Origin of the sequence: Allobaculum stercoricanis DSM 13633 (assembly GCF_000384195.1) — a bacterium.
Classification (GTDB): Bacteria; Bacillota_I; Bacilli_A; order Erysipelotrichales; family Erysipelotrichaceae; genus Allobaculum; species Allobaculum stercoricanis.
In genome coordinates, this window is record NZ_KB913034.1 from 480,449 (window position 1) to 502,686 (window position 22,238).

At 37.3% G+C, this 22,238-nt stretch carries 20 protein-coding genes, 2 tRNA genes and 1 pseudogene; 10 read left to right on the forward strand and 13 right to left on the reverse strand.

The annotated features are described in order from the left end of the window. The first annotated feature begins 33 nt into the window (after window positions 1-33). Window positions 34-1,092 carry a hypothetical protein gene (locus ALLST_RS0102255; protein ID WP_019892404.1) on the forward strand — a complete coding sequence of 353 codons (1,059 nt, stop codon included), beginning with the start codon at window positions 34-36 and terminating at the stop codon, window positions 1,090-1,092. A gap of 121 nt (window positions 1,093-1,213) precedes the next feature. Here ALLST_RS0102255 and ALLST_RS0102260 read toward each other — a convergent pair whose 3' ends face one another. The 4 genes from ALLST_RS0102260 to ALLST_RS09830 form a co-directional block, all read right to left on the reverse strand. After that, a complete protein-coding gene (locus ALLST_RS0102260; RefSeq protein WP_019892405.1) occupies window positions 1,214-1,420 on the reverse strand; it encodes a cold-shock protein in 207 nt (68 codons plus the stop codon). A 1,269-nt stretch (window positions 1,421-2,689) separates the two neighbouring features. Next, window positions 2,690-2,875: a DUF4926 domain-containing protein gene (locus ALLST_RS0102270; RefSeq protein WP_019892407.1), complete on the reverse strand. Its 186-nt coding sequence runs from the start codon at window positions 2,873-2,875 to the stop codon at window positions 2,690-2,692. A gap of 3 nt (window positions 2,876-2,878) precedes the next feature. After that, complete coding sequence (locus ALLST_RS11575) at window positions 2,879-3,289, reverse strand: DUF6883 domain-containing protein (protein ID WP_019892408.1); 411 nt, start codon at window positions 3,287-3,289, stop codon at window positions 2,879-2,881. Next, window positions 3,289-3,804 (reverse strand): DUF4417 domain-containing protein, encoded by a 516-nt coding sequence (locus tag ALLST_RS09830; protein WP_019892409.1) that lies wholly within the window; start codon window positions 3,802-3,804, stop codon window positions 3,289-3,291. The genes ALLST_RS11575 and ALLST_RS09830 overlap by 1 nt, the downstream gene beginning before the upstream one ends. 530 nt (window positions 3,805-4,334) lie before the next feature. Here ALLST_RS09830 and ALLST_RS11425 point away from each other — a divergent pair. Together ALLST_RS11425 and ALLST_RS11430 are read left to right on the forward strand one after the other, a co-directional pair. After that, window positions 4,335-4,704 (forward strand): annotated as a pseudogene (locus ALLST_RS11425) (family 1 glycosylhydrolase); the annotation flags it as partial. A 231-nt stretch (window positions 4,705-4,935) separates the two neighbouring features. Further along, window positions 4,936-5,020, forward strand: a tRNA-Leu gene (locus ALLST_RS11430). 231 nt (window positions 5,021-5,251) lie between these two features. Here the strand turns inward: ALLST_RS11430 and ALLST_RS0102290 are convergent. From ALLST_RS0102290 to ALLST_RS0102330, 9 genes are all read right to left on the reverse strand, one after another. Next, complete coding sequence (locus ALLST_RS0102290) at window positions 5,252-6,694, reverse strand: leucine-rich repeat domain-containing protein (protein ID WP_019892411.1); 1,443 nt, start codon at window positions 6,692-6,694, stop codon at window positions 5,252-5,254. Window positions 6,695-6,766: 72 nt separating this feature from the next. Beyond that, complete coding sequence (locus ALLST_RS0102295; protein WP_019892412.1) at window positions 6,767-7,282, reverse strand: DNA-deoxyinosine glycosylase; 516 nt, start codon at window positions 7,280-7,282, stop codon at window positions 6,767-6,769. 92 nt (window positions 7,283-7,374) lie between these two features. Continuing rightward, entirely contained in the window at window positions 7,375-8,553 is a 1,179-nt protein-coding gene (locus ALLST_RS0102300) for a DHHW family protein (RefSeq protein WP_019892413.1), read from the reverse strand. Between the two features lie 15 nt (window positions 8,554-8,568). Next, entirely contained in the window at window positions 8,569-9,984 is a 1,416-nt protein-coding gene (locus tag ALLST_RS0102305) for an MBOAT family O-acyltransferase (protein WP_019892414.1), read from the reverse strand. A 2-nt stretch (window positions 9,985-9,986) separates the two neighbouring features. After that, window positions 9,987-10,478, reverse strand: a complete 492-nt coding sequence (locus tag ALLST_RS0102310; protein ID WP_019892415.1) for a DUF4358 domain-containing protein — start codon at window positions 10,476-10,478, stop codon at window positions 9,987-9,989. Between the two features lie 51 nt (window positions 10,479-10,529). Beyond that, window positions 10,530-11,444 (reverse strand): SGNH/GDSL hydrolase family protein, encoded by a 915-nt coding sequence (locus tag ALLST_RS0102315; protein ID WP_019892417.1) that lies wholly within the window; start codon window positions 11,442-11,444, stop codon window positions 10,530-10,532. 360 nt (window positions 11,445-11,804) lie between these two features. Continuing rightward, window positions 11,805-12,788, reverse strand: a complete 984-nt coding sequence (locus ALLST_RS0102320; RefSeq protein ID WP_019892418.1) for an aspartate-semialdehyde dehydrogenase — start codon at window positions 12,786-12,788, stop codon at window positions 11,805-11,807. Between the two features lie 38 nt (window positions 12,789-12,826). Continuing rightward, window positions 12,827-14,197: an aspartate kinase gene (locus ALLST_RS0102325; RefSeq protein WP_019892419.1), complete on the reverse strand. Its 1,371-nt coding sequence runs from the start codon at window positions 14,195-14,197 to the stop codon at window positions 12,827-12,829. Next, entirely contained in the window at window positions 14,194-15,381 is a 1,188-nt protein-coding gene (locus tag ALLST_RS0102330) for a homoserine dehydrogenase family protein (protein WP_019892420.1), read from the reverse strand. Before ALLST_RS0102330 ends, ALLST_RS0102325 begins: the two co-directional genes overlap by 4 nt. A gap of 172 nt (window positions 15,382-15,553) precedes the next feature. On the opposite strand from ALLST_RS0102330, the gene thrC reads away from it, so the two are divergent. The 7 genes from thrC (at window position 15,554) to ALLST_RS0102365 (ending at window position 22,012) form a co-directional block, all read left to right on the forward strand. Continuing rightward, a complete protein-coding gene (gene thrC, locus ALLST_RS0102335) occupies window positions 15,554-17,038 on the forward strand; it encodes a threonine synthase (RefSeq protein ID WP_019892421.1) in 1,485 nt (494 codons plus the stop codon). Further along, window positions 17,035-17,907 carry a homoserine kinase gene (thrB, locus tag ALLST_RS0102340; RefSeq protein ID WP_019892423.1) on the forward strand — a complete coding sequence of 291 codons (873 nt, stop codon included), beginning with the start codon at window positions 17,035-17,037 and terminating at the stop codon, window positions 17,905-17,907. Before thrC ends, thrB begins: the two co-directional genes overlap by 4 nt. Next, the gene (locus ALLST_RS0102345) at window positions 17,900-18,334 is read left to right on the forward strand and encodes an ACT domain-containing protein (protein WP_019892424.1); all 435 of its coding nucleotides are present in this window, start codon (window positions 17,900-17,902) and stop codon (window positions 18,332-18,334) included. Before thrB ends, ALLST_RS0102345 begins: the two co-directional genes overlap by 8 nt. Beyond that, window positions 18,334-19,044, forward strand: coding sequence for a TIGR01906 family membrane protein (locus tag ALLST_RS0102350; RefSeq protein ID WP_019892425.1), 711 nt, complete (start codon window positions 18,334-18,336; stop codon window positions 19,042-19,044). Before ALLST_RS0102345 ends, ALLST_RS0102350 begins: the two co-directional genes overlap by 1 nt. A 388-nt stretch (window positions 19,045-19,432) precedes the next feature. After that, window positions 19,433-20,041 (forward strand): Maf family protein, encoded by a 609-nt coding sequence (locus tag ALLST_RS0102355; protein ID WP_019892427.1) that lies wholly within the window; start codon window positions 19,433-19,435, stop codon window positions 20,039-20,041. A 116-nt stretch (window positions 20,042-20,157) separates the two neighbouring features. Then, window positions 20,158-20,231 (forward strand) — tRNA-Thr (locus ALLST_RS0102360). 182 nt (window positions 20,232-20,413) lie between these two features. Continuing rightward, window positions 20,414-22,012, forward strand: a complete 1,599-nt coding sequence (locus ALLST_RS0102365) for a putative manganese-dependent inorganic diphosphatase (protein ID WP_019892428.1) — start codon at window positions 20,414-20,416, stop codon at window positions 22,010-22,012. The last annotated feature ends 226 nt before the right edge of the window (window positions 22,013-22,238 follow it).

Sequence of the window (22,238 nt, forward strand, 5' to 3'; positions counted from 1 at the left end):
ATCAACAATAAAACCAAGAAAGAAGGTTTATCGATGAGTGTCATTGACAATATTAAAGCGTTCTGGAAAGACTTTGAACAAGAACAAAAAGGCTTGTTAGACGCATTAAACAATCAAAATTATGAAAAATTAACGGAAATCTTAGATACACTAAATTCCGAATGTAATGAGATAAGTGGAGCTCACTTTTTTATTGAAGACGATCCTGAACAACCTGAACTGACGTTTGATACAGGTCCAAATAAAACAAGCCAACTTATTTGTCAACAAATGAAAAAACTCGCTCCAGCAAGCATTAAAAAGACATGGCTGATCAACGATACATTGACTCCTCTGTCCCAAAAAGCGATCGAAGCTGTTTTACAGATTAAAGATGTTGCTTATACATTGATGGATATGACCGCCTTTTATACGATCAATCCCAAAGCGCAAAACTTTGAAGTGCAAGTGTATTGTCCAGGTTTTTCCTTAATTGATAATCCTGAATATAAACGCGAAATGGCCATTTATTTAATCGAACTTGCGGTAGGAGAAAATTGTCTGGAATCTTATATTGGAAGTGCAGATTTTTTAGATGCACCAATCAAAGATGCAAATTTGTGTAATTTATGCGAACTCTATGATGTCATCATGGAAACAGTTCAAAACGAGAAATGGCCAGAATATAAGCATCCATTAGATATTTATACGGTATTTAAACCTCATCAAGACTTTGCTTCGGACTCTTTACGGAAAGATATGAAAATGATCTTTACGGTGAACCCACCATTGATTGAAGAAACATTAGGGGCTAAAAGTGATGTCCAACTCGATTTAAAAGCAAAAGGTGGAGAATATGGTTATATTTATTACGTTAACTTGTTTGACTCCAAAGAAGATGCAGCATTGCGTCAAAAACTCGCCACGCAAATCGAAGCACTGCTTGCACCATTACATTGCGCAAAAGTTATAGGTGGAGCAATTGGAAAATCATATTCCTATATTGATGTTGTTTTATTCGATCAAAAGATGTTTGGACAAGTTTTTGCCCAAATTCAAAGCCAATTGAAAGATAAAGTGGAACTTCATTATCGAAGTTTCGATCAAGACTAAACAATTTAAAAAGCAAGAGGCGCATGGAAACGATTGAATCCATGTGTTTCTTGCTTTTTTTCTTGATCTTTGGTGAGGGTAAAAAAAGAAGTGCTTTGCACTTCTTCATCTGAAATCGAAATTATTCAGCAACAGGTGTAACGTTTGCAGCTTGTTTTCCACGATCGCCTTCAACGACATCGTAAGTAACAGTCTGACCTTCGTCTAAGGAACGGTATCCTTTTTGGTTGATGGAAGAATAATGTACGAATACATCTTTTCCGTCTTCACCAGTAATGAATCCGAAGCCTTTTTCTGCGTTAAACCATTTCACTTTTCCAGTGTTCATGTTTTACCTCCCTGAATAGATTGGAGATTTTTGATTAAAATTCTTTGACTTCAATGCGAACCTGGAAAGAATGGACTATCCAGTAAAAATCAGTTCTTGAATCTATCCTATGCACAAATTATATAGATTTTTGCAACACAGAGTCAAGATAAAACACTTCTAGGCAAACATCAGTGCGCAAACTATTCTAAAAAAAGCGAGTTTTTATAAAGTCTTTATATATGGCGTTTATCTATTAAAAAGGGCTTTGAAAATACTGGATTTTGAATGTCCGTTTAAGTTTATTTTCATGAGATGAACTCACAATAATGAAATCTTATTCGTATGATCTCAAAGCGTATTGATCTATGAAAATAGATTTATCTAACGCAGATCAAAATGCAACACATCAGGAAAAAGAATCGATTTAAAACGGATTTAACATCTAAAAATCGAAGGCAATTAGATCTATACAAACGTTAAAGTCGGAATCGCGTTATTGAAAATGTGCATAATAAGTGTGTGATCGCCTAAAAGTAAAATAGGGACATAGATAAATTGAGTGATTTCTATTGATGTCAATCTAAAAATGCTCGATATGATTGCTCGGGTTGCGTCCTTTGTCGTTTTCGGTTATCCAAATCTTTAGTAATTTTCTTTTTGAATAGAATTTCTCGGATCCTATCTATGTAAAAGTAAAAGATAAACCATGCGATGCTTTATCTTTTACTTGTGATATTGCAGAAGAACTAACGGATAGATTTTGGGTATCTGAAAGATTAGGAATGAATCTTTGAATAGACGTGTTTTTAACAATGATAGATCATTTCTATAGTGTTATCTCTAGTTAATATACGAATCTGGAGAAATCAGAATCTTGGTTATTAAGATAATCGTTTTTGAATGCAACCATTGAAAGGGTGTTGTCGAAAATTTGATGATATTTTTTGCCAATTGATTTAGGTGAAGACATAAGAAACTCCTTTTTCGCTTTACTTACATAATGGGCTGCGTGGCAGTGACGCTCTTGAGGTGAATTGTCAATACCTAAACTGCAAAAAAACATTCGTTTTTGAAAAAGAGAGCATATAAAATGACCCCTAAAACCGAAAAGAATTTTTTCGATCTACAGGGGTCTAAATTTCCAAAAGCTTAACTTAATGACATTGGTAAAAATCGCTTTAAAACTTTCGAGGTTTAGGATGACCTCATGAAAATTTAAAGGCCAAGGTTATCTAAACCTCAACAAATATTAAAGTGTCATTTTTATAATGTTCACAATGATTTGTGTTAGTTATAAACTACAGGTTCTAGTACATCGCATGGTGTGGTATAGACACCTAAGGTATCGCCAGTTGAATCAAAGAATTCAACTTCATAATAAGTGCCATCATATTCTAAAACGATTGCACCTTGAGTTCCAACAGGAAGTTCATTAAATTCTTTGATGAGTTCTACTACATCTAGTTCTTTCATAGCTTATTTTCCTTTCTTGTCAGGATATACCGTTACTATTTTATGCGTAATTCTATTCTTATCTTTTTGTATGACAACTACTACATTAGCATTAATGGATTTTCCAGACTTACCAATTACTTTTGTGTGATAAGTATGTTTAATGCCGAATGGTGTTGTTTCGCTTTTAGTAGGTGATTTACCTACAAGGGAAGCAACTATATTTTTATGAAACAATTTTGAGTCGTTTTTTGAGTAACCTAAAACATCTTTCATAAACTTAGCCTTGGATCCGCCAATTGGATGGTTGACATTTAGCAAATACCCCTCTGTTTTCTTTTTACTATATCTCACATCTTTTGGTGCATTAACAGGAAATTTATTTTTTGTTGCTCCATGAGTATTTCCAAAACCTCCGTGAAAACCTGCCCCCATTAAGCATCCACAGCCTTTCTGCTTTGCATAAATTCACTATCGAATTGCAATATTTCAATTCCCATTTCCTGATACGGAGCAAAAACTTCTTGCGGCATTGCACCATATACAATAAGAGCTGAAGGTTTCAAGCTTTCAATTACATAATTAAGTCCTCTTTGGAAATAAGCACGTTCTACAACTAGCTTCATACACCCATGCGAGCCTACTGCTATAACGCCATGTTTTGTTATTCCTGCACAAGATAGTTTATAAGTTCTTTCATCTCCAAAGCGAATATTTGGAATCACGGCCACCCCATTTTCTTGTAACCAATGAGCTATCGCTCTGCTTCGATAGATATTCCAATACTGCATTACCAAAGGCATGTCGCGATAAACACTAAAATCAGGGGATATGACTCCCTTAAATTTTTTGAGAATTGGAAGATAAACATGCGGTTTATTCCAAAGCCTTTCAAAGTTTGCGTCGTCTTCATAAAAATGTACCCATGCATCATACTCAGTACTTCGCAATGCTTTTGTAAAAATGTTTTTAATTTTTTACAGAAAAGATAATGGATTAATATATCTCAAGAAATCTTATGAAAAATTGTGATCGTTGGTCTGTTTGTCACATCGATCGCCTTCCCCAGACTCGCATAGTCTTTGTTCCAGACAAGATTCGCTAAAGATTTCTCCCTTGTCTTGCACTGTGGTGCATGCGATTCGTCTTGCGACGACCGACGCGCAAAAAGAATTAGTCCTCTCCTATTTGAATGAAAAAGAATAGAAGGAAAAGAGTGTATAAATCGAGTTTGTACTTTAATTTCTTTTTATCCAACATTGCCTGAATTGGTTATTTTTAAATTGCACAAATTGGTAGTTCTTATATTGCATTTTACAAAGAAAAGAAGGTCAGAAAGCAGGAAAACAAAAATTCTGCTTGGACTATCGGAAGATGTCATTTCGCTTATAGACGGAAACATCTCGCGGGAATATATTTGGAGGAATTAAAAATCCTTATTTACAAAGTGTGATTGAGATGACAAATTGACTCAACATGATTACGCACATATTTAAATATGGTTTGTGAACGATATGAAATTCCATTAATAATCGTTGAAAATGGATTAGATGCAAACGATGTGTGCAGTGAAGATACTAAATTCCATGATATCTATCACATTGATTATTTAAGAGATCATATTCAGGCAATGCGCGAAGTAATTGAAGATGGCGTGACTTGATGGGATACACAATGTAGGGTTGTATGGATTTAGTCTCTGCCTCTTCTGGTGAAATGAAAAAAACGTTATGGATTTATCTATGTAGATCGCGATAATGATGGCAATGGGGGACTTGCATCCCGAGAAAAAAGATTCGTTTAAATGGTATAAGAAAGTGATCGCCTCAAATGGGGAAGATTTAGCTTAATCCAAATAGAGACAATTATGATCATTTAGCTATTGAAGAGTTGCAAAGTTGGGATAGTGGGAAAAAATTAGACTTGACCATATTTAGACTTGAATAAACTTCCGGAAGTGTTAGAATAATTAATGGTTTACAAAGAGCCGTGATCGCAAAGATAGTCAATTTAAAAAGTGAAAAAAAGCACTTTACAAAGATTATATTTTGCGTTATATTATATAGGCAACTTCTAAATATGAGGACGTGGTGGAATGGCAGACACGCTACTTTGAGGGGGTAGTGAGCTTAGCTCGTGTGCGTTCAAGTCGCATCGTCCTCACCATTCGAAAGCAAACTTCAAGTCAATTTGGCTTGAAGTTTTTTTTACGTTAATGAGGTGTGACCGTATAAATTTGATCTTAATTGTTAACGGAAAGCTTATCTAACAGAACAGAAACTATTTTCGATTCTTTTAAGCAAAATAAAAAGGCGATGCTTGGTATAAACCAAGCATCGTCAATGTTTTAATGGTAGCCTTATTTTCAATAGGTGTAATAGAGTTAGATGGTTTTGATTAGTCCGTGAATTTGGAGTAGAATGCCATTTTTTCAAGTGGACTCGTATCGATAATTGGGTTGTTTTCTAAACGTAACGCTTCAAGCAATTCTAAATCTTTTAATGGAGATACATCTTCGATGTAGTTTGCTTTGAGCGTTAATTGTCGTAAGAACTTCAAATTCGATAATGGACGTAAATCATGAATCATGTTGTGGTCTAAGCGCAAATAAGAAATAAATTCTAAATCTTGTAATGGGGTTAGATCACGAATGTTGTTGTTGTATAGGTCGACAATACATAATTCATGAAGGTCAGATAATGCAGATAGATCCGCAATGTTGTTGTTTTCCAAAGAAAGAATTTTGAGATCTTTCATGTCTTTTATGCAATCGATGGAACGGATTTGATTACGTCCAACATTCAACTCTGTTAATTTATTGCATTCAACGAGTGGTTCAATCGATGTAATGCGGTTTGTGAATAGATTTAAACGTTCTAGCTTTTCTGCATGTCGCAAGAACTCAATATCAGTTAATTGGCAGAAACGCGCATCAAAGGAGCGTAGGTTTTTAACGTTAGTGAATTCATCGAGATGTGCAATTTCGTTTTTGGAGACATTGAGATCTTGTAGATCTTTAATGTGGTTTAAATTGCGCATGTCGGAGAATCCGGTTTGTTCCATGGAGATTGATTTTAGTTTTGGTAAATCTTCAAAGAAACCAAAATCAGTAGCGTTATTAAAGTCGAGATTTAGATATTCCAAAGAAGGGAAATCTTTGATTGGATGATAATCGACTAAATAAGGGTTATTGGATACATCGAGACGACGTAAATTTTTCATTGCAGAAAGTGGAGAGATGTCCGATAACAAGTTTGTCGAAAGATTCAGTTCTTCAATGTTGTTTAAGAATGATAAATCTTCGATATAGTATCTTCTCATTCCAGACATATCTAAAATCTTTAAGTTTGGCAAACGGCCAAGAATAGAATAGTTAAATGGGCCGTTTTCGGTATTTACGCAAATATTTTCAAGTTGCGTACAGTTTTGAACGTAGTTTAAAGAGTCAATTTTTGCTTTCTTCAAGTTCAATACTTTTAAATTCACCATACTTGCGACAGCTGATAGGTCCATGACATACAAGTTGTTGCGAGAAAGGTTAAGGATTTCAAGATTGTAGTGAGAGTCTAGTGGTTCAATGTCACGTAATCTGTTTCCAGATAAATTGACATTGACTAAGTTCATGAGATTTTTAAGTGGTCTGATGTTGGTAAGTGCATTATTCGAAACATTGATTTTTTCAAGGTTCTCAGCATACTCCAGGCCTTCAAGGGTATCGATATCTAAATCAGAAGCATCTAATTGAATGAGTTCAAGGAGATCTTCTTTTTTGAGCTCTTCCGGCTTTTTATGGAGAGTTCCGGCAATGACATCAGCTAAAGCGGCATTTTGAATTAACATGGTTATCCCTCCGTTAAATTATTGCTATTTCCATTATACATGATAGAAAGATGCATTTGATGATTTTTACAATCATTTCCGATGTTCTTTTTTTAGTGCGTCAAGAATAAGAGGTTTCCAAACTTCCACGAGCTTGTCTAAGCGAAAAGCAGCATTTGCAGGACTAGAGGAAGGAAGATAAATCGCATGTAGTCCATTTGGTTTTTGATAACGATCAAAGAGCTGCAACGCCTTTTTTCCGTTGCAAAATATCGTTGTGATTTCACTTTGTTCGAGAAGGAAAGAAAGGTTTGTGGGCGTGACATCGCGTATGGATGAATCAGATGAACCGTGAATGGAACATTGCTCAATGACATCCCATAATGCAATATGATGGGATTTTAAAAAAGCTTTCTTTTGTTTTGCGGTTGAACCCACTTCTTCATTAAAGATTTCGCCTAACACTTTCCAAAAGCGATTTTGCGGATGAGCATAATAAAAGTTTTGTTTACGGGATTGTACAGAGGGGAATGATCCTAATATCAAAATTTGGCTTGCGGAATCATATTCTGGGGCAAATGGATGAGTAACGTGTTCTAAACTGGACATAAAATCTCCTTTAGTTTGATTTGTAACTTTTAGTGTATCAGGAATACAACATTAAAAAAGCCATTCCAATTGGGGAATGGCTTGAAATCAATTTAAGCTTGTGGTTGTTCTTCTTGTGCTTTTTGCGCTTGTTCTGGTTCGAGCGTACTTTTTAAAATATCTCGTAATGAAATCGTTGAAACAAAGTTGTTATACGAGAAGACCATCGCAATTTTAGTAATTTGACCAGAGGAAAGCACATAGTTCAAGTTGTCATAATAGTAACGAGGATCGACGATATAGATGTTTTTAAAGTAAGGAACTAAAAACGGAATCAGCGAGTTTGCGTAACTATCTTTGAGTAATAATAAGTTTTCTTGCGAATTAGCAAGGGTTGAAATATGAACCAATCCTTGGTTTTGGGAGAGGAATACTTCATATTTATCTTTTCGATTTAAGGCATCGCGATCATAAATCGTAGTCGATTGATGACCATCGTTCCAAGTCACAGTATATTCAGTATTTTGATTGTCTTTATAGACATCAATTTGGTCAGATAAACCATATGAGGCGGTTTTTGAAGCTAGTGTTCCTTCGAATCCTTCTACAACAGGTAAAGGGGTAAACCATTCAGGATTAAATGTGATACTCATAGAATTGAGTAAATGTTCGGCACCGATCATCGCACCTTGGCTTGTCCAATGGTGATCCGTTTTGTAGTAAAGGTAGTCGTTTTGTTTTTCTTTAAAAACAGCACGGGGATCAGCTGGATGAGCAAGTTGGCTATAAATGGAATCTAAAGTCGCATTTTCGCCATGATCATCGACATGAGCTGGAAGTTTATACGACTGAATGTTTGCTGCAGAGGGAGCGACAAGTACCGATGTGGAAACTCCAGTGCTTGCTTCGAGTTGCGAGATCAAAGATAAAGTTTGTTGAATGATCGCATCGTTCGGGTTTGCTGGCTTTTGAAGCAGAGCATCTTTGCCTAAATAGACGTCATCAATTTGTTTTTGACCGATGAGTTTGCGCCATGTGTAGTTGATTCGAAAAAGAAGGTTACGACCTACAAATTGATCGCTCATCGCATCTTCAAATGCTTTTTGATCTTTGCCATTGAGAACACCAGTTAAAGTGATATTTGGCATTTGGGCTAGGGGTCGATTCTCTAATGCGGATTTTGTCGAATCGGGAATGACGAGATTCAATGAAGTCCAGGCCACAGTGATTGTCACTAAAAAGGTGAGAAGATTACGATGATAACGATTTGGCGTTTTTTTATTTTGTTGCATAATATCTCTTCCTTTCTAGAACACGGCATACATAAAAGTTTGTGAGGTTTGTGAGATCAACATGGCAAGGCATAAGATAAATACTAAACCATATCCTAATACGCCCAATAAAGGTTGAAGTGAGCGTTGATTTTTATGGAGTTTTGTCGACAGTCGTGGAATAAACGTAGTGCAACACAAAATTCCTAGAACAAAAACAATGAAATACGTTTGGCCATAGAACAATGCAGTTGCATCGTAGAGTCCGCTTGTGTTGATCATGAAATAACGACCAATCCACGCCAAGCCTTCACTCAATGTTGGACTAGAAAAGAATGTCCAAGAGATGAGTGTCATCAAAATTAAATAAAGATGACGGAAGAAATTAGGGAGTTTTTCTAAATAGCGGTTCAAAAATTTGCGTTCGAGTAAAATCATTCCCGCTTGTAATAAGCCCCAAACAATAAAGGAGGCTTGCGCACCATGCCAAATTCCAGTGAATAGCCAAACGATTAAGACATTGATTAACCATCTTTTTTGATTTACGCGATTTCCACCGAGTGGAATATAAACGTATTCTCTAAACCAATCCGTTAAAGAAATATGCCAATGGCGCCAAAAATCTTGGACGGATAAAGTGCTATAAGGATGATCGAAGTTGGCAGGAATTTCAAAACCAAAAATTCCCGCTAAACCACGTGCCATTCGAGAATAGCCGGCAAAGTCAAAATATAACTGGAAAAAGAAGGCAAATCCATGTAACACGCTTCCTAACCAAGTTGTATTGCCAGCAAGTGCATTGAACACTTCCATAAAGGAATTGGCTAATAAAATCTTATAAGCGAATCCTTGTAAGAATAAAGCAGCGCCTTCACGTTGTAAGTGGGAACGTAAAGGATGGCTTTTTAGTTGCGGTTCGAACTTTGCATAATGTCCGATTGGCCCCATATTGACGCGGCCAAAGAACGCAACAAATACACCAAAATCAACGAAAGAACAAGGCTTTGCTTTTTCACGATAAACATCAAAAACATAGGACATGCACGAGAATAGATAAAAGGATAATCCAATTGGCATGGCCAGTTTTGGGATGATTTGATTTGCACCAAATAAGGAGAAGAATCCCCCAACCCATGGATCAAGATATTTATACATGAACAAAATCAACAAGTTGATTCCAATTGTTCCAATGAGAGCTTGTTTTTTTGTTTTGGGATTTGCTTTACTCTCATTCAATAAGCTGAGCTCATAGGCGCTGATCCAGTTAAACAACAAGGCGATGATCAACAAGATCAAAGAATGGATGGATCCCCAAGCATAGAACAAGAGCGAGACAATCAATAAATAAGTATTTTCGGCTTTGGTATTGTGTAAACGGATAATGCCAAAGCGGTAAATTAGATAAACAAGGGGGAAAAACCCAAAGAGAAAGGAGAAATCGGTAAATTGCATGATTAGGCTCCTTTCAACGCAGAAATAAATGCGTTTTTAACTTGCTCGGTTTCTTGGCCAACATAGAAAATGGCGTAATTCTCTTCAACATCGATCCAACCTTTTTCAACAGCTGCAGCTGCTTCTGGGGCATACCCAGAATAAATGTCAAATTGCGATTGTTGACGAGCGTTTAGTATCTCTTCGATTTTCTGCCCATTGGCAGGATCGAATTCGATCAAAACGATTTCGTTTGGTGAAAGAGCATCGTTTGATCGATATAAACCGATATTGATGACATCATTGGTATCAATATTTAAAAGCCGGCGAATTTTTTGGGTGCTTTGGCGAGGGTAGTTTGTGGCATCAATTGCACCAATAACTTTTTCTTCTACTTTGCTAAAAGTTGTCGTGGAAGAAATTTTTTGATTGAAAAATGAAGGAGCCCAAAAGACAAGTAAACATACCACTAATGCTCCTTTAATAAGCCGGCACATTGTTTGATTTAACTTCATAATTTAACTCCATTTTGAATTTTAAATTTGATTTCGATTCAACAATTCCAGCTAAGGGGTAGGAACAGTATTGATCGCATTATAATAGGCTGTGATCATGTGTCGTCCCCATTGCGGATAGAATGAGGCAGGAAAGTGCAAGCCATCAGGTTCATAGATGGGCGCATTACCATTGTCATCGAGAACGGTGTTATCCACATAAATCCAATTGTTGCGTTCGCACATGCGTTGGATTTGAGCATTAATGGCTTCGAGTCGACCATTTTCTGTGTAGTTCGTCATCGTTCCCGCACGAGGCGCAATGATGCCGTTGACGACAATTTTGGAATTTGGGGTTAATGCAAGAATTTGTTTGATGTATTCTTCATAAACTAAGCCATAGCCGTCTTCTCCACGATCCGCACCAATATCCATAACTAAATCATTGGCTCCATAACTAAGATAGATCACTTCTGGTTTAGAAGCGGCCGCAGCTTGGGTTACTTGTGGTAAAGCTAAAATGGAATCACCGATCCTTGCTAAACAGACGTTTTCAGGCAAATAACCATATTCTTTAAAGCCGACAGCGCGCGAGTCACCTAAAATTACAGAATCGCGAAATAGCGCCCATAGGCGTGAATCATCTGAGCCAATACCTTCTGCAATTTCTTGAAGGCGTTCTTGGCGATCACGTTCACTGATTTTTGCTGAAATGGCGGCTTCATCGCGGTTTTGTAATTCTTCTAAATAGGCGATGCCTTGGGCATAAGTAGACTGTTTGTTGCGATTTTTAAAGAAAAAAACGCCAGTGATGGATAAAGCAACAACAAGTACACCTACTCCGACTGTTTTTGAACTGAACTTCACCTTTTTATGAGCAGCGTGCTTCTCTTTGTTTATTTTTTGAACTGTATGAGAAGGGGAGGGCGCTTGGTTGGACGAATTGTTTTCTTTTGTTAAATCGTTTTGTTCATTTTTAGTTGTCATAAATCGTCCTTCTATCATAAACGTTCCAACAAGAAACAAATTGAAAATGCGATCGGTTCTTGTTGGATTAATATTGAGTAATTAAATGTATATGTGTGATGGGGGATATTAGTTTACATCAAAATTAAGGATCTTGATGGATACTTGTTCATTATACCTTTAAAGTTTGAACTTCACTGCCTTAATGCCGTATTTTGATTCCTTTTTATTTGCAAAAATGGACTCGAAAAAATGCGCTCAAATACATCAGTGTTTTGGTAGTTTTTTACTCGTTTTGCAGGCGGCTAAAGAGTGAAAAAAGCAAGAGAATCGAGATTAAACCAAACAAAAAGACGGCGTTCACCGTCTTTTGCGTTCTAATTACTTTTCGAGTTGGATTAATTCCGCAAGAATTTGCACGGCATTGCTTGCGGCCCCTTTACGGATTTGATCTCCGCAGCAGAAAAGACCAATTGTTTTCTTTTCTGGATCAGCAAGATCATAACGCAAACGCCCTACAAAGACGTCATCTTGATTTGTCGTGTCGATTGGCATTGGATAAATGTTATGTTTTGGATCATCGCGTAACACAACACCTTTGGAATGCGATAATCTTTCTTTTAATTCATCGAGATCTACAGGTTGAGTTGTTTTGACGAGAATCGATTCTGAGTGAGAGCGCCATACGGGAACGCGCACACAAGTGCAATTCACATTTAAATTTGGGGAGTGGAGAATTTTACGCCCTTCATTTTGCATTTTCCATTCTTCAGAAGTGATGCCAAATTCATCAAAGCCTCCAATTTGGGGGATGACATTAAATGCGATTGGATAGGCAAATGCTTCAGGTTGGGCATGTTCGTCAGCTAATTCGCGTTCTAAATCACGAATGCCTTTCACACCAGCGCCAGAAACGGCTTGGAAAGTTGTACAAACGACATTTTCAATATGGTAGAGATCGTTAAGATCATGTAAAGCCATCAAAGCAATGATTGTGGAGCAGTTTGGATTGGCAATAATTCCGTGATGATTTGCGATATCTTGGGCGTTGATTTCGGGAATCACTAGAGGAACGTTGTCATCTAAACGATAAGCAGAGGAGTTGTCGATGACAACACATCCAGCTTGTTGCGCCCAAGGCATCCACATTTTGGTGATGTCATTTTCACAAGCGCCTAAAACATAATCCACACCTTGAAAAGATTGTTCATTCAACTCTTCTACGATATAGCCATCAATTTCTTTACCGGCTGAACGAGCAGAAGCTAAAAGTTTGATATTTCCTTCGATCTTTTGTTCTTTAAGACATTCGAGCATTTGTCTGCCTACTGCACCAGTAGCCCCAGCGATTGCAATAGTCTTCATAATATTCCTTCTTTCTTCAATTTTTTGATCTAATCTATTTAGATCAGCGATTTTCCTTTTGATGGAGCAGTTTCGTAAATTTGGACATCTACATTAGAGGGTTGAACGAATTCTGCATAGATGCATTGAATCGTGCGGGCGAGATCTTTTTCATCGACCCCTACTGTAATGTTGATTTCATTAGAGTCTTGGGCAATCATCACAATACTAATTCCTTCTCGTCCTAACGCCTCGAACAGGCGACCGGCCATACCTGGTTGATGAGACATGGAGTTTCCTACAGTAGACACTAAAGCGATATTGTCGAGAACTTTGAGTTCATCCGGTTGGACAGCTTGCTTAATCGCATGCAAAATTTCATACAAGCCATCTTCAACTTCATTACGAGCAACGATTGCGGTAAAGGAATCGATACCGGAAGGAATGTGTTCAATAGATACATTAAAGCGTTCTAGAACAGAAAGAACTTTGCGCATATAACCAACTTCATTCGACATATGTTTTTTATAAACATAGATTGATAAAAAGCCAGGTTTTCCCGCTAATCCGGTAATTGGATATTTTCGTTGAACTTTGTTGCGCTCTTGAATGATCGTTCCTTGATCGTTTGGCGCATTTGTATTCAAGATGTGAATTGGAATGTTGCTTTCTTTTACAGGGAAGACAGCCTCTTCATGGAGAACAGAGGCACCCATATAAGACAGTTCGCGTAATTCAGAGTAAGTAATATGGGTGATCGGTTCGGGATTTTTAACGATTCGGGGATCGGCCATTAAAAATCCGGAAACGTCTGTCCAGTTTTCATAAACATCAGCTTCAATAATGTTAGCTAAAATCGAACCCGTAATATCGCCTCCACCGCGGGAGAATACCATGATTTTTCCGTTGTTGGATAAGCCATAGAATCCGGGGAAGACGAAATGATCATATTGATTCATCGCAGTTTTTAAGCGGGCTTTTGTGGCATCCCAGTCAATTGTTTTATCGTGGTTAACGCGAATGACATCTGCGGCATCTAAAAAAGGAAATCCTAAATATTCAGCCATTAACTTGGCACAGAAATATTCACCGCGCGAAACGATTTCATTTTGGGAAAGGGAAGAAAGGTTTTGATATAAAGCATCTAATTCCTTTTCAACAGGATATTTTAAATGAAGTGTTTCTTTAATTTCGACAAAACGAGCTTTGATCAAATCAAATACGTTGGAGGCATCGACATGATATTGGCGGTGCGCATCTAATAAATAGAGAAGGTCAGTAATTTTGGAATCGGAACTAAATCGTTTACCAGGTGCAGACACGACGACAAACCGACGGTCGGGATCAGATAGCACAATATCTTTTACTTTTTTAAATTGGCTCGCTTGTGAAACGGATGAGCCACCAAATTTTGTTACTTTTAAAGTCATTTTGCTTGATACACTCCAATCATTGCTTTTTTATCTTGTTTATTGATCACGCTAATTTCTTCTTGGCTCTTGTTTGGAATAAACCAATACATCTTCCTAATTTCTGTATCTAAATTTGCTAACGCTTGATTGAGCTCTGGATCAGGGAAAAGATGCGTTGCCTTTTCTAAATGTTTAAATTGACGTAAATCGATATCATTTGTGGTGCGGACAATCCAATCTTTGCAAATTAAAGAAGCGTCAAAATCGGAATGACGATTCAATTCGATTTTACGAATACGGCCTTGCACGACATCTAAGGCATTGGCAACTAAAGCTTGGGCAGTTGCACTGCCACCGGCACCTTGACCATAGTAGCCTAGCTTTTCAAAAGAAGGTCCATAAACAAGTTGGGCATTATAGTTTTGTTGAACGCTCGCAAAAAATGAATCGTTGGACAGGAAAATAGGTGCAATTAAAGCCGAGTGTTTTCCGTTTACATTTTTGAGCGTTGCGACATGGCGAATGGTGCGATTTGCCGATTTTGCGAGTTCAATATCGATTTTGTCGATATTGGAAATGCCAAACGGTTTCGGTAAATCAGTAATAGAAGCATGGGTTAATAAGCTCGCTAAAATCAAAGACTTGTAATATACATCAATGCCTTCGACATCATTAGTAGGATCGGCCTCGGCAAAGCCAAGAGATTGCGCATTAGAAAGAGCGTTGGCAAAAGAAACTCCATTTTGTTCCATACTTGTCAAAATGTAGTTAGATGTTCCATTTAAAATGCCTTCAACTTGGGTAAGTGGTTCGGCTAAACCGAGTTTTAAAATGGCATCGATAATGGGAATTCCTCCACCAACAGTCGCTTCGATTTGAATACTTCCACCATAATTTTTTGTTAATTCAAGATAAGTATTTAAATATTTACTGATCACGGCTTTGTTGGATGAAATGACGTGTTTTCCATGACGTAATGCGATTTGAATTAATGTGTTGGCAGGTTCTAAACCATTAAGACATTCAAAGACGATGTCAGTTTGCTTTGCGCTTACAATCGTTTTCCCCTGGTCAGTGAAGTAAGGAAGATTCACTTTTGAGGGACGGACAAAGACGTGTTGGATATTTAAGTCATCTAAAGATTGACATAAACGTTCAATCTCTTTTCCGACTGTTCCATAGCCTAAAAGAACACAGTTCATAAAAACTCTCCTTTTTGCAGGTTATTTAGAGATTTAGATCTCTTTGTCAAGAAATTTGAATTTGTGATAAAATTTGTGCTTTTTAACAAAAATGTGTCTATAGTAAAAACACTTGTATTTAAAGCTTGAACATTGTATCATAGAGCATGTGTATTTTCAAGGAGTGAAAATTATGAGAGCTTATTATCAATCAACTCGGCAAAATGCCGTTCATATAAATGCTAAACAGGCAATTTTGCAAGGAATTTGCGAAGATGGTGGTTTATTTGTCTGGCCAGAACTCGCCAAGACGCAATTAGATTTGGAAAAAATTTGCCAAATGGACTATCAACAAATTGCCAATACGATATTTAATTTGATGTTATCTGGCTATGAACAAGACGAGATTGCAGATTGTGTTCAAAATGCGTATACAAGAAGTTTCGAACGGACAAAGCCCGATACGATCACACCGCTTGAAACAGTTGGCGATGTTGAGGTTTTAGAATTATTTAGAGGACCAACAAGTGCATTTAAAGATGTGGCGCTAAGTATTCTGCCTTGGTTTTTATCCAAAGCGTTAAAAGATAGCGATAAAAAAGCTTTGATTTTAACGGCAACAAGTGGAGATACGGGAAAAGCTGCGATGAGCGGGTTTGAAGATGTTGCACAAACCGGAATTTGCGTGTTCTATCCCGATGGGAAAGTATCAGATGTGCAATATCGCCAAATGGCAACGCAAACTGGACAAAACGTGCGTGTTTTTGGGGTTGAAGGAAACTTTGATGATGCCCAAAGCATGGTTAAACAACTCTTCCTTGACGAACAATTAAAACAAAAATTAGCCAAAGAAAACATTGTTTTATCGAGTGCAAACTCGATTAATATCGGACGATTGATTCCCCAAATCGTTTACTATTTTGATGCATACCGCCAATTGGTAAACAAACAACAAATTAAAATTGGTGATGAAGTCTCCTTTAGTGTGCCAACCGGAAATTTTGGGGACGTGTTAGCGGGTTATTATGCAAACTTGCTGGGATTACCGGTTAAAAAATTTTATGTCGCAAGTAATGCCAATAATGTCTTAACTGATTTTTTAAATACTGGAACGTACGATCGTCGTCGTCCGTTTATTCAAACGATTTCACCAAGTATGGATATTTTGATCTCCTCCAATTTGGAACGTTTACTCTACTATGCATCCAATCAAGATTGCCAAAAAGTAGCGGGTTGGATGGAACAATTAGCTAAAGAAGGGTTCTATACTTTAGATGATCAAACCAAAGAGATGATCCAAAATAAATTTGAAGGGGGGTATTATGATGATGACCAACTTAAAACAACAATTGCCAAGGTTTATCAAGAAACAGGATATGTTTTAGATCCTCATTCCGCTGCTGCATATGCACTCGCAAAAGATAAAAAAGGACAAGAGCCAATTATCGCTTTAGCTACAGCTTCTCCTTATAAATTTACACAAGATGTTTTAGCTGCTTTAGGAGGACAGGAAGCAGATGCTTGGTGTGCAATGAAAACTTTATCCACAATGAATGTCGATCCTATTCCGGCAAAACTAAAAGCACTACAACAAGCACCAATTCGACATCGTCAAGTTGTTAGTCCAAAGGGCATGAAAGAAGTGGTTGAACAAAGTGCATTGGAGATCTTTGCATGATTACAGTTTTAGCGCCAGCAACAAGTGCCAATTGTTCGATTGGTTTTGATTGTTTAGGTCTAGCTTTAGATTGGAAGTCGAAAATTTACTTTGAACAGGCCGATGAACATCTCATTACAGGATGTCCGGCACAATATTGTACGCAAGATAATTTGGTGCTGAGTTCCTACTTAAAAACGTGTGAATATGCTAAAGTTGATCCGAAAAAAGTTCATATTCATATTGATTCGGATATCCCGTTTGCTAGAGGATTAGGTTCTTCTAGTCAATGCATTGTTGCGGGAGTTCTTGGTGCAGATGCGTTGATGAATTTGCATTTGAGCGATGAACAAAAATTAGAAGTCGCTTGTCAAATTGAAGGTCATCCCGATAATGTCGCACCGGCATTATTTGGAGGATTGATTGTTTGTGCAAATCATCATGATCATTTGATTAAAGTTAAATTTCCTGCAGGAGGTTGGAAAGCACTCGTTGTAATTCCGAATTATGAAGTGAGCACCCAGGAAGCAAGAAAAGTTTTACCGACAACATTAGAGCGAAATGAAGTTGTTCAACAAGTGTCTCATGCTATGTTATTTGAATATGCATGGGTACATGAACAAGAAGAATTACTCAAAGAAGTCTGCCACGATTTTATTCACGAACCGTATCGTGCAAAGTTAATTGCCGATTATCAAAAGATTCGTGATCTAGCAGATCAATATGGAGTTCCATTTTGGATCTCTGGTTCTGGATCAACCATGGCTTTGATCAGTCAAGATCTAACAAAATTAAATACGATTCAAGCAATAATTGAATCGTTTAATTCGCGATTAGACTGTCGAGTGTTGAATGTTTGCAATACGGGTGCGGAGGTTATATATGGATAAGTATTATTTAGTTCGCTCAGATATTTTGCCTGAAGTGATTGAAAAAGTAGTAGAGGCTCAAAATCTTTTACGGACTGGTCAAGCACGTAGAATTTGTGAAGCCGTTAAGAAGGTCGGAATTTCTCGAGGAACGTTCTATAAATATAAGGACAGTATTTTTCCTTTTGAAGCAGATAACCAAAGTCGCAAAGCGATCATTACTTTAGTTATTCATGATGAAAAAGGCGTTCTTTCGATGATTTTGACGCGAATTGCCCAACTCAACTGTAATATTCTTGCGATTAACCAAACGATTCCAATTAATGACATTTCCAACGTCGTTTTGACTTTAGATGTTACAGAACTCCCTGGAAATATTGAAGATCTCATCGCTTTATTACGTCGACTCGATCGCGTAGCAAGCTGTTCCTTGATCAGTATCGAATAATGAAAAACGCAATTCGAAACACGTTTTCCTTAATCTTTGGTTTATCGATCATCGTTGCGATGATCTTATCGAGTGTTCAAGCTGTGGTGTTTAATCACAGCTTTTATACGTCATTGTATGCTAAACTCAACCTTGCCCAAGTCGAAAATATTTCGCAAGAAGATTTAGAAGAGTCCATCTTTATGATGGTGGATTATGTAGAAGGAAAACGTGATGATTTAAATGGAGAAATCACATGGCGCTCCAAGAAACAACCAACTTTCAATACGAAAGAAATCCGTCATATGAAAGATGTTCGCAATTTATGGTTTAAGGCGAAACTCGTCATGCAAGTTGCATGGGGATTGGTTTTGTTAAGTGTTGTGGTTCTTGTTGTGATCAATCGCAAACAAGCATTATTCGATTTGATGCTTGGATTTAAAAACGGATTGATTGCGATCACAATCCTTTTGGTTTTCTTTGGTTTTTGGTGGTTCATTGACTTTACCGGGTTTTGGACGTGGTTTCATACGATCGTATTTCCAGGAAATTCGGATTGGTTATTAAATCCTGCCACTGATTTTATGATTGTGATTTGTCCGGAACAAATGTTTAGTACGATGGTGTTACAAATCGCTTTGCGATTCATTCTTTCGTTTGGTGGGCTGGCGTTGGTTTTATACGTGTTGACTAAAATCCAAAAAGATCGACTAGATATAAAAAGGATTTAATCCAAGCATGAAGAACAAGCAATAAAAGAAAAAATAGGGATTGTTTAAAAGAAAAAGAGATCATTGAATTGAAATTAAAAAAGGCATCTTGTATAGATGCTTTTTTATCTTTTAGGGCACAAAATTGAAATGAATTGAAGAGATTAATAAGTTTTGAACAAAGAAAAAGGAAAAGACATCTAGCGTTATGCAAACAGCAGCGTCTTTTCCACAGGCGGGTGTCCACAAAAAACTAGGGGGCTAAGTTTTTGTGGACATGTCTAAGAATAAACTCACTTGTGACATTATCGTTGTCATTGAAAAAATAAAAAAAAAGAAAAGAATCATTTTTAATGATATCAAAAGCTAAAAAACAACATCTTATTATATATAGGGAAAGGAAATGTATATGAAACCATTCGTTCTTGCGAGTCAATCGCCACGCCGAAAGCAATTATTAGGACAACTCATTGGTCAAGAAACATTTGAATGTATCCCTTCATGTGCAAATGAAGTTTGGATTGATGCGGATGTAGACACAGCTGTTTTACACATTGCTAAAACAAAAGCAAAAGAAATTGCCGATCGCCACTCTAAGCAATGGGTACTTGGTGCTGATACGATTGTAGTCGATCAACAACGAATTTTAGGAAAACCTAAAAGTTTAGAAGAAGCTAGGCAAACTTTGCATAAGCTATCTGATCATTGGCATGAAGTCAAAACGGCAGTCGTCTTAATTGCACCCGAAGGGGTTCAACCACAAATGCAAGAAGCAGTAGTGACGACCAAAGTTCATTTTCGAAATTTATCCGATGATGAAATCGAACATTATGTCGCAAGTGGCTCACCTTTAGATAAAGCGGGAAGTTATGGCATTCAAGAAGTGGATTTTGTGGATCAAATCGAGGGATCTTTTACGAATGTGATTGGCTTACCGATGGGACTTGTCGAAAACTGGGTGAATGCTTATTTTCCGATCGTGCAAAGTGCAAAAATGATCGAAAAGAACCAAGAGTAACAGTGCCCATTTTGTATACTAGTTCAAGAAATAGGGCTTTTTGTGAAAAATGATTTGTTTGTTGCAATAGTAGGGGAAATATTTTATAGTAATCAAGCAAAACACATAGCCCAATTGCCGATATAGTATAATGGTAATACACGTCCATGGTAAGGATGAACTCGTGGTTCAATTCCGCGTATCGGCACCATTTGAACATCAAGCTAGGTTAAACCTGGCTTTTTTTTAGTCACTGGAGTGAGCTGACCTCCATTAAAAAATGACTTTCGCCGAATCGTTTTTTACTGCAATTTACGGGATGGATTGTCATGATATACTTAAATCAGCAATTCCGTAGAGGATAATTTAACAAGAATAATATTGAGAGGAAACATGAATCAGCCTATCTATGTCATCGGCCATAAACGGCCTGATACAGATTCAGTGTGTGGAGCGATTACGCTTGCTGCATTGAAACAAAAACTTGGTGAAAACGTTGTTCCAGCAAGACTTGGACATTTGAACCCGGAAACAAAATACATTCTTAAAAAAGTAGGCGTTCCAACACCTGTGCGCCTGACGACCGCAAAAAATGCATTAGAAGAAATTGAAATTGATGAAGCTATTTTAATCAATCGCCTCGATACATTACGTTATGGTTGGGATTTGATGCTAGACAATAACACAAAAACGATTTATGTCTTGGACGATAATGGTGATTTTATTGGAATGGTCACATTAGCTGATATTTCTAAAGTCCAAATGCAGGATTTAAATATCACGCGTAATTTATTGAAAGATACACCAGAAGAAAATCTACGTGATGTTGTTCACGGAAAAATCTTGTATCGAGGAGATCGTAAAAAAAGCGGTGATGTACGAATCTCCGATAAAAAGATGATGGAACGTGATTTGACGGGTGCCATCATGGTGTTAAATGATCATGAAGATGACATGATCAAGTCGATGGCCAGAGGTGCGGCCGTGATCATCATTGCCGAAAACTTTGTACCGAATGATTATATTTTTGAAATGGCCAAAGCAATGGGGGTTACTTTAATTAGTACACCTTATAACTTGATGAAAATCATTCAAATGATTTATCGCGCCATTCCAGTTGAATTTATTATGACCCCACGCCATGAAGCAATTGAATTCCATCCAACGGAATATATTGAAGATGTCGAACGCAAAATGTTGCGTACGCGTCATTCTTCTTATCCAGTTGTCGAAGGAAAGAAAATTATCGGTTCAGTTGCCCGCTACCACTTATTGAAAGCTAAACCGAAAAAATTCATTCTCGTCGATCACAACGAATCGAAACAGTCGATTGATGATCGCGATCAAGGGGAAATTTTAGAAATCGTAGACCATCACCGTATTGGTGATATTGAAACAAACCGTCCAATTGTCTTTAGAAATATGATCGTTGGCTCAGTAAATACAATTATTGCCATGATGTATCAAGAATATGGCATTAAGATGGGTGAAAAAATCGCACAACTGATCTTGTATGCGATGATTAGCGATACGATGAACTTTAAGTCGCCAACTTGTACACAAACTGATCGTTTCATTGCTGCTCGCATTGAAGAAGAATATGGATTAGATGCTTCGCAAATGGCAGAAGACCTTTTCCGCAATACGGCAACGATTCGGGAAAAAGATTTTAAATCGATCTTATATCAAGATTGTAAAGAATTTGATTTGTCAGGAATTAAGACAAGCATTAGCCAAGTCTTTGTCTTTGATTATCAAGATGTGGATCAAATTGCGGATGATTTTAAATCCTATATGGCCGATGAGTGTCGAAAGCTTGGCGTAAATTTATGGGTGATCGCCTTTACGAATGTGGAAGGAAATGGCTCACGCTTCCTTGCCGCAGGACCAGAATCATTCCGTGTTGAAGAAGCAATTAAAGGATTTGAAGAAAAGAAATACGTTTCTCGTAAAAAACAAATTGTTCCAGGCCTTGGAGCGGCATTACGTTAATATACAAACCTTCAGTGAAATCGAAAGGACAATCTTTCGAAGCACTGAAGGTTTTTTTCACGAAAAATAAAAATGTGAGAGCCGCAAATTGTTTTGCAAGCGCAATAGTTTGTCCTTGATTAAGCTATGAATAGGACAGAATTGAAAAAATTCACCAATTTCGGGTGTTCTTTTCACATGAAAAATAAAACTTGATTATAATGAAAAGTATGTTAGCTCTAGAAAT

Excerpts from the sequence above, each read along its gene's own strand:
- ALLST_RS0102255 (WP_019892404.1), top strand. The coding sequence starts at position 34 with ATGAGTGTCATTGACAATATTAAAGCGTTCTGGAAAGACTTTGAACAA.
- ALLST_RS0102260 (WP_019892405.1), bottom strand. The coding sequence starts at position 1,420 with ATGAACACTGGAAAAGTGAAATGGTTTAACGCAGAAAAAGGCTTCGGA.
- ALLST_RS0102270 (WP_019892407.1), bottom strand. The coding sequence starts at position 2,875 with ATGAAAGAACTAGATGTAGTAGAACTCATCAAAGAATTTAATGAACTT.
- ALLST_RS11575 (WP_019892408.1), bottom strand. The coding sequence starts at position 3,289 with ATGGGGGCAGGTTTTCACGGAGGTTTTGGAAATACTCATGGAGCAACA.
- ALLST_RS0102290 (WP_019892411.1), bottom strand. The coding sequence starts at position 6,694 with ATGTTAATTCAAAATGCCGCTTTAGCTGATGTCATTGCCGGAACTCTC.
- ALLST_RS0102295 (WP_019892412.1), bottom strand. The coding sequence starts at position 7,282 with ATGTCCAGTTTAGAACACGTTACTCATCCATTTGCCCCAGAATATGAT.
- ALLST_RS0102300 (WP_019892413.1), bottom strand. The coding sequence starts at position 8,553 with ATGCAACAAAATAAAAAAACGCCAAATCGTTATCATCGTAATCTTCTC.
- ALLST_RS0102305 (WP_019892414.1), bottom strand. The coding sequence starts at position 9,984 with ATGCAATTTACCGATTTCTCCTTTCTCTTTGGGTTTTTCCCCCTTGTT.
- ALLST_RS0102310 (WP_019892415.1), bottom strand. The coding sequence starts at position 10,478 with ATGAAGTTAAATCAAACAATGTGCCGGCTTATTAAAGGAGCATTAGTG.
- ALLST_RS0102315 (WP_019892417.1), bottom strand. The coding sequence starts at position 11,444 with ATGACAACTAAAAATGAACAAAACGATTTAACAAAAGAAAACAATTCG.
- ALLST_RS0102320 (WP_019892418.1), bottom strand. The coding sequence starts at position 12,788 with ATGAAGACTATTGCAATCGCTGGGGCTACTGGTGCAGTAGGCAGACAA.
- ALLST_RS0102325 (WP_019892419.1), bottom strand. The coding sequence starts at position 14,197 with ATGACTTTAAAAGTAACAAAATTTGGTGGCTCATCCGTTTCACAAGCG.
- ALLST_RS0102330 (WP_019892420.1), bottom strand. The coding sequence starts at position 15,381 with ATGAACTGTGTTCTTTTAGGCTATGGAACAGTCGGAAAAGAGATTGAA.
- thrC (WP_019892421.1), top strand. The coding sequence starts at position 15,554 with ATGAGAGCTTATTATCAATCAACTCGGCAAAATGCCGTTCATATAAAT.
- thrB (WP_019892423.1), top strand. The coding sequence starts at position 17,035 with ATGATTACAGTTTTAGCGCCAGCAACAAGTGCCAATTGTTCGATTGGT.
- ALLST_RS0102345 (WP_019892424.1), top strand. The coding sequence starts at position 17,900 with ATGGATAAGTATTATTTAGTTCGCTCAGATATTTTGCCTGAAGTGATT.
- ALLST_RS0102350 (WP_019892425.1), top strand. The coding sequence starts at position 18,334 with ATGAAAAACGCAATTCGAAACACGTTTTCCTTAATCTTTGGTTTATCG.
- ALLST_RS0102355 (WP_019892427.1), top strand. The coding sequence starts at position 19,433 with ATGAAACCATTCGTTCTTGCGAGTCAATCGCCACGCCGAAAGCAATTA.
- ALLST_RS0102365 (WP_019892428.1), top strand. The coding sequence starts at position 20,414 with ATGAATCAGCCTATCTATGTCATCGGCCATAAACGGCCTGATACAGAT.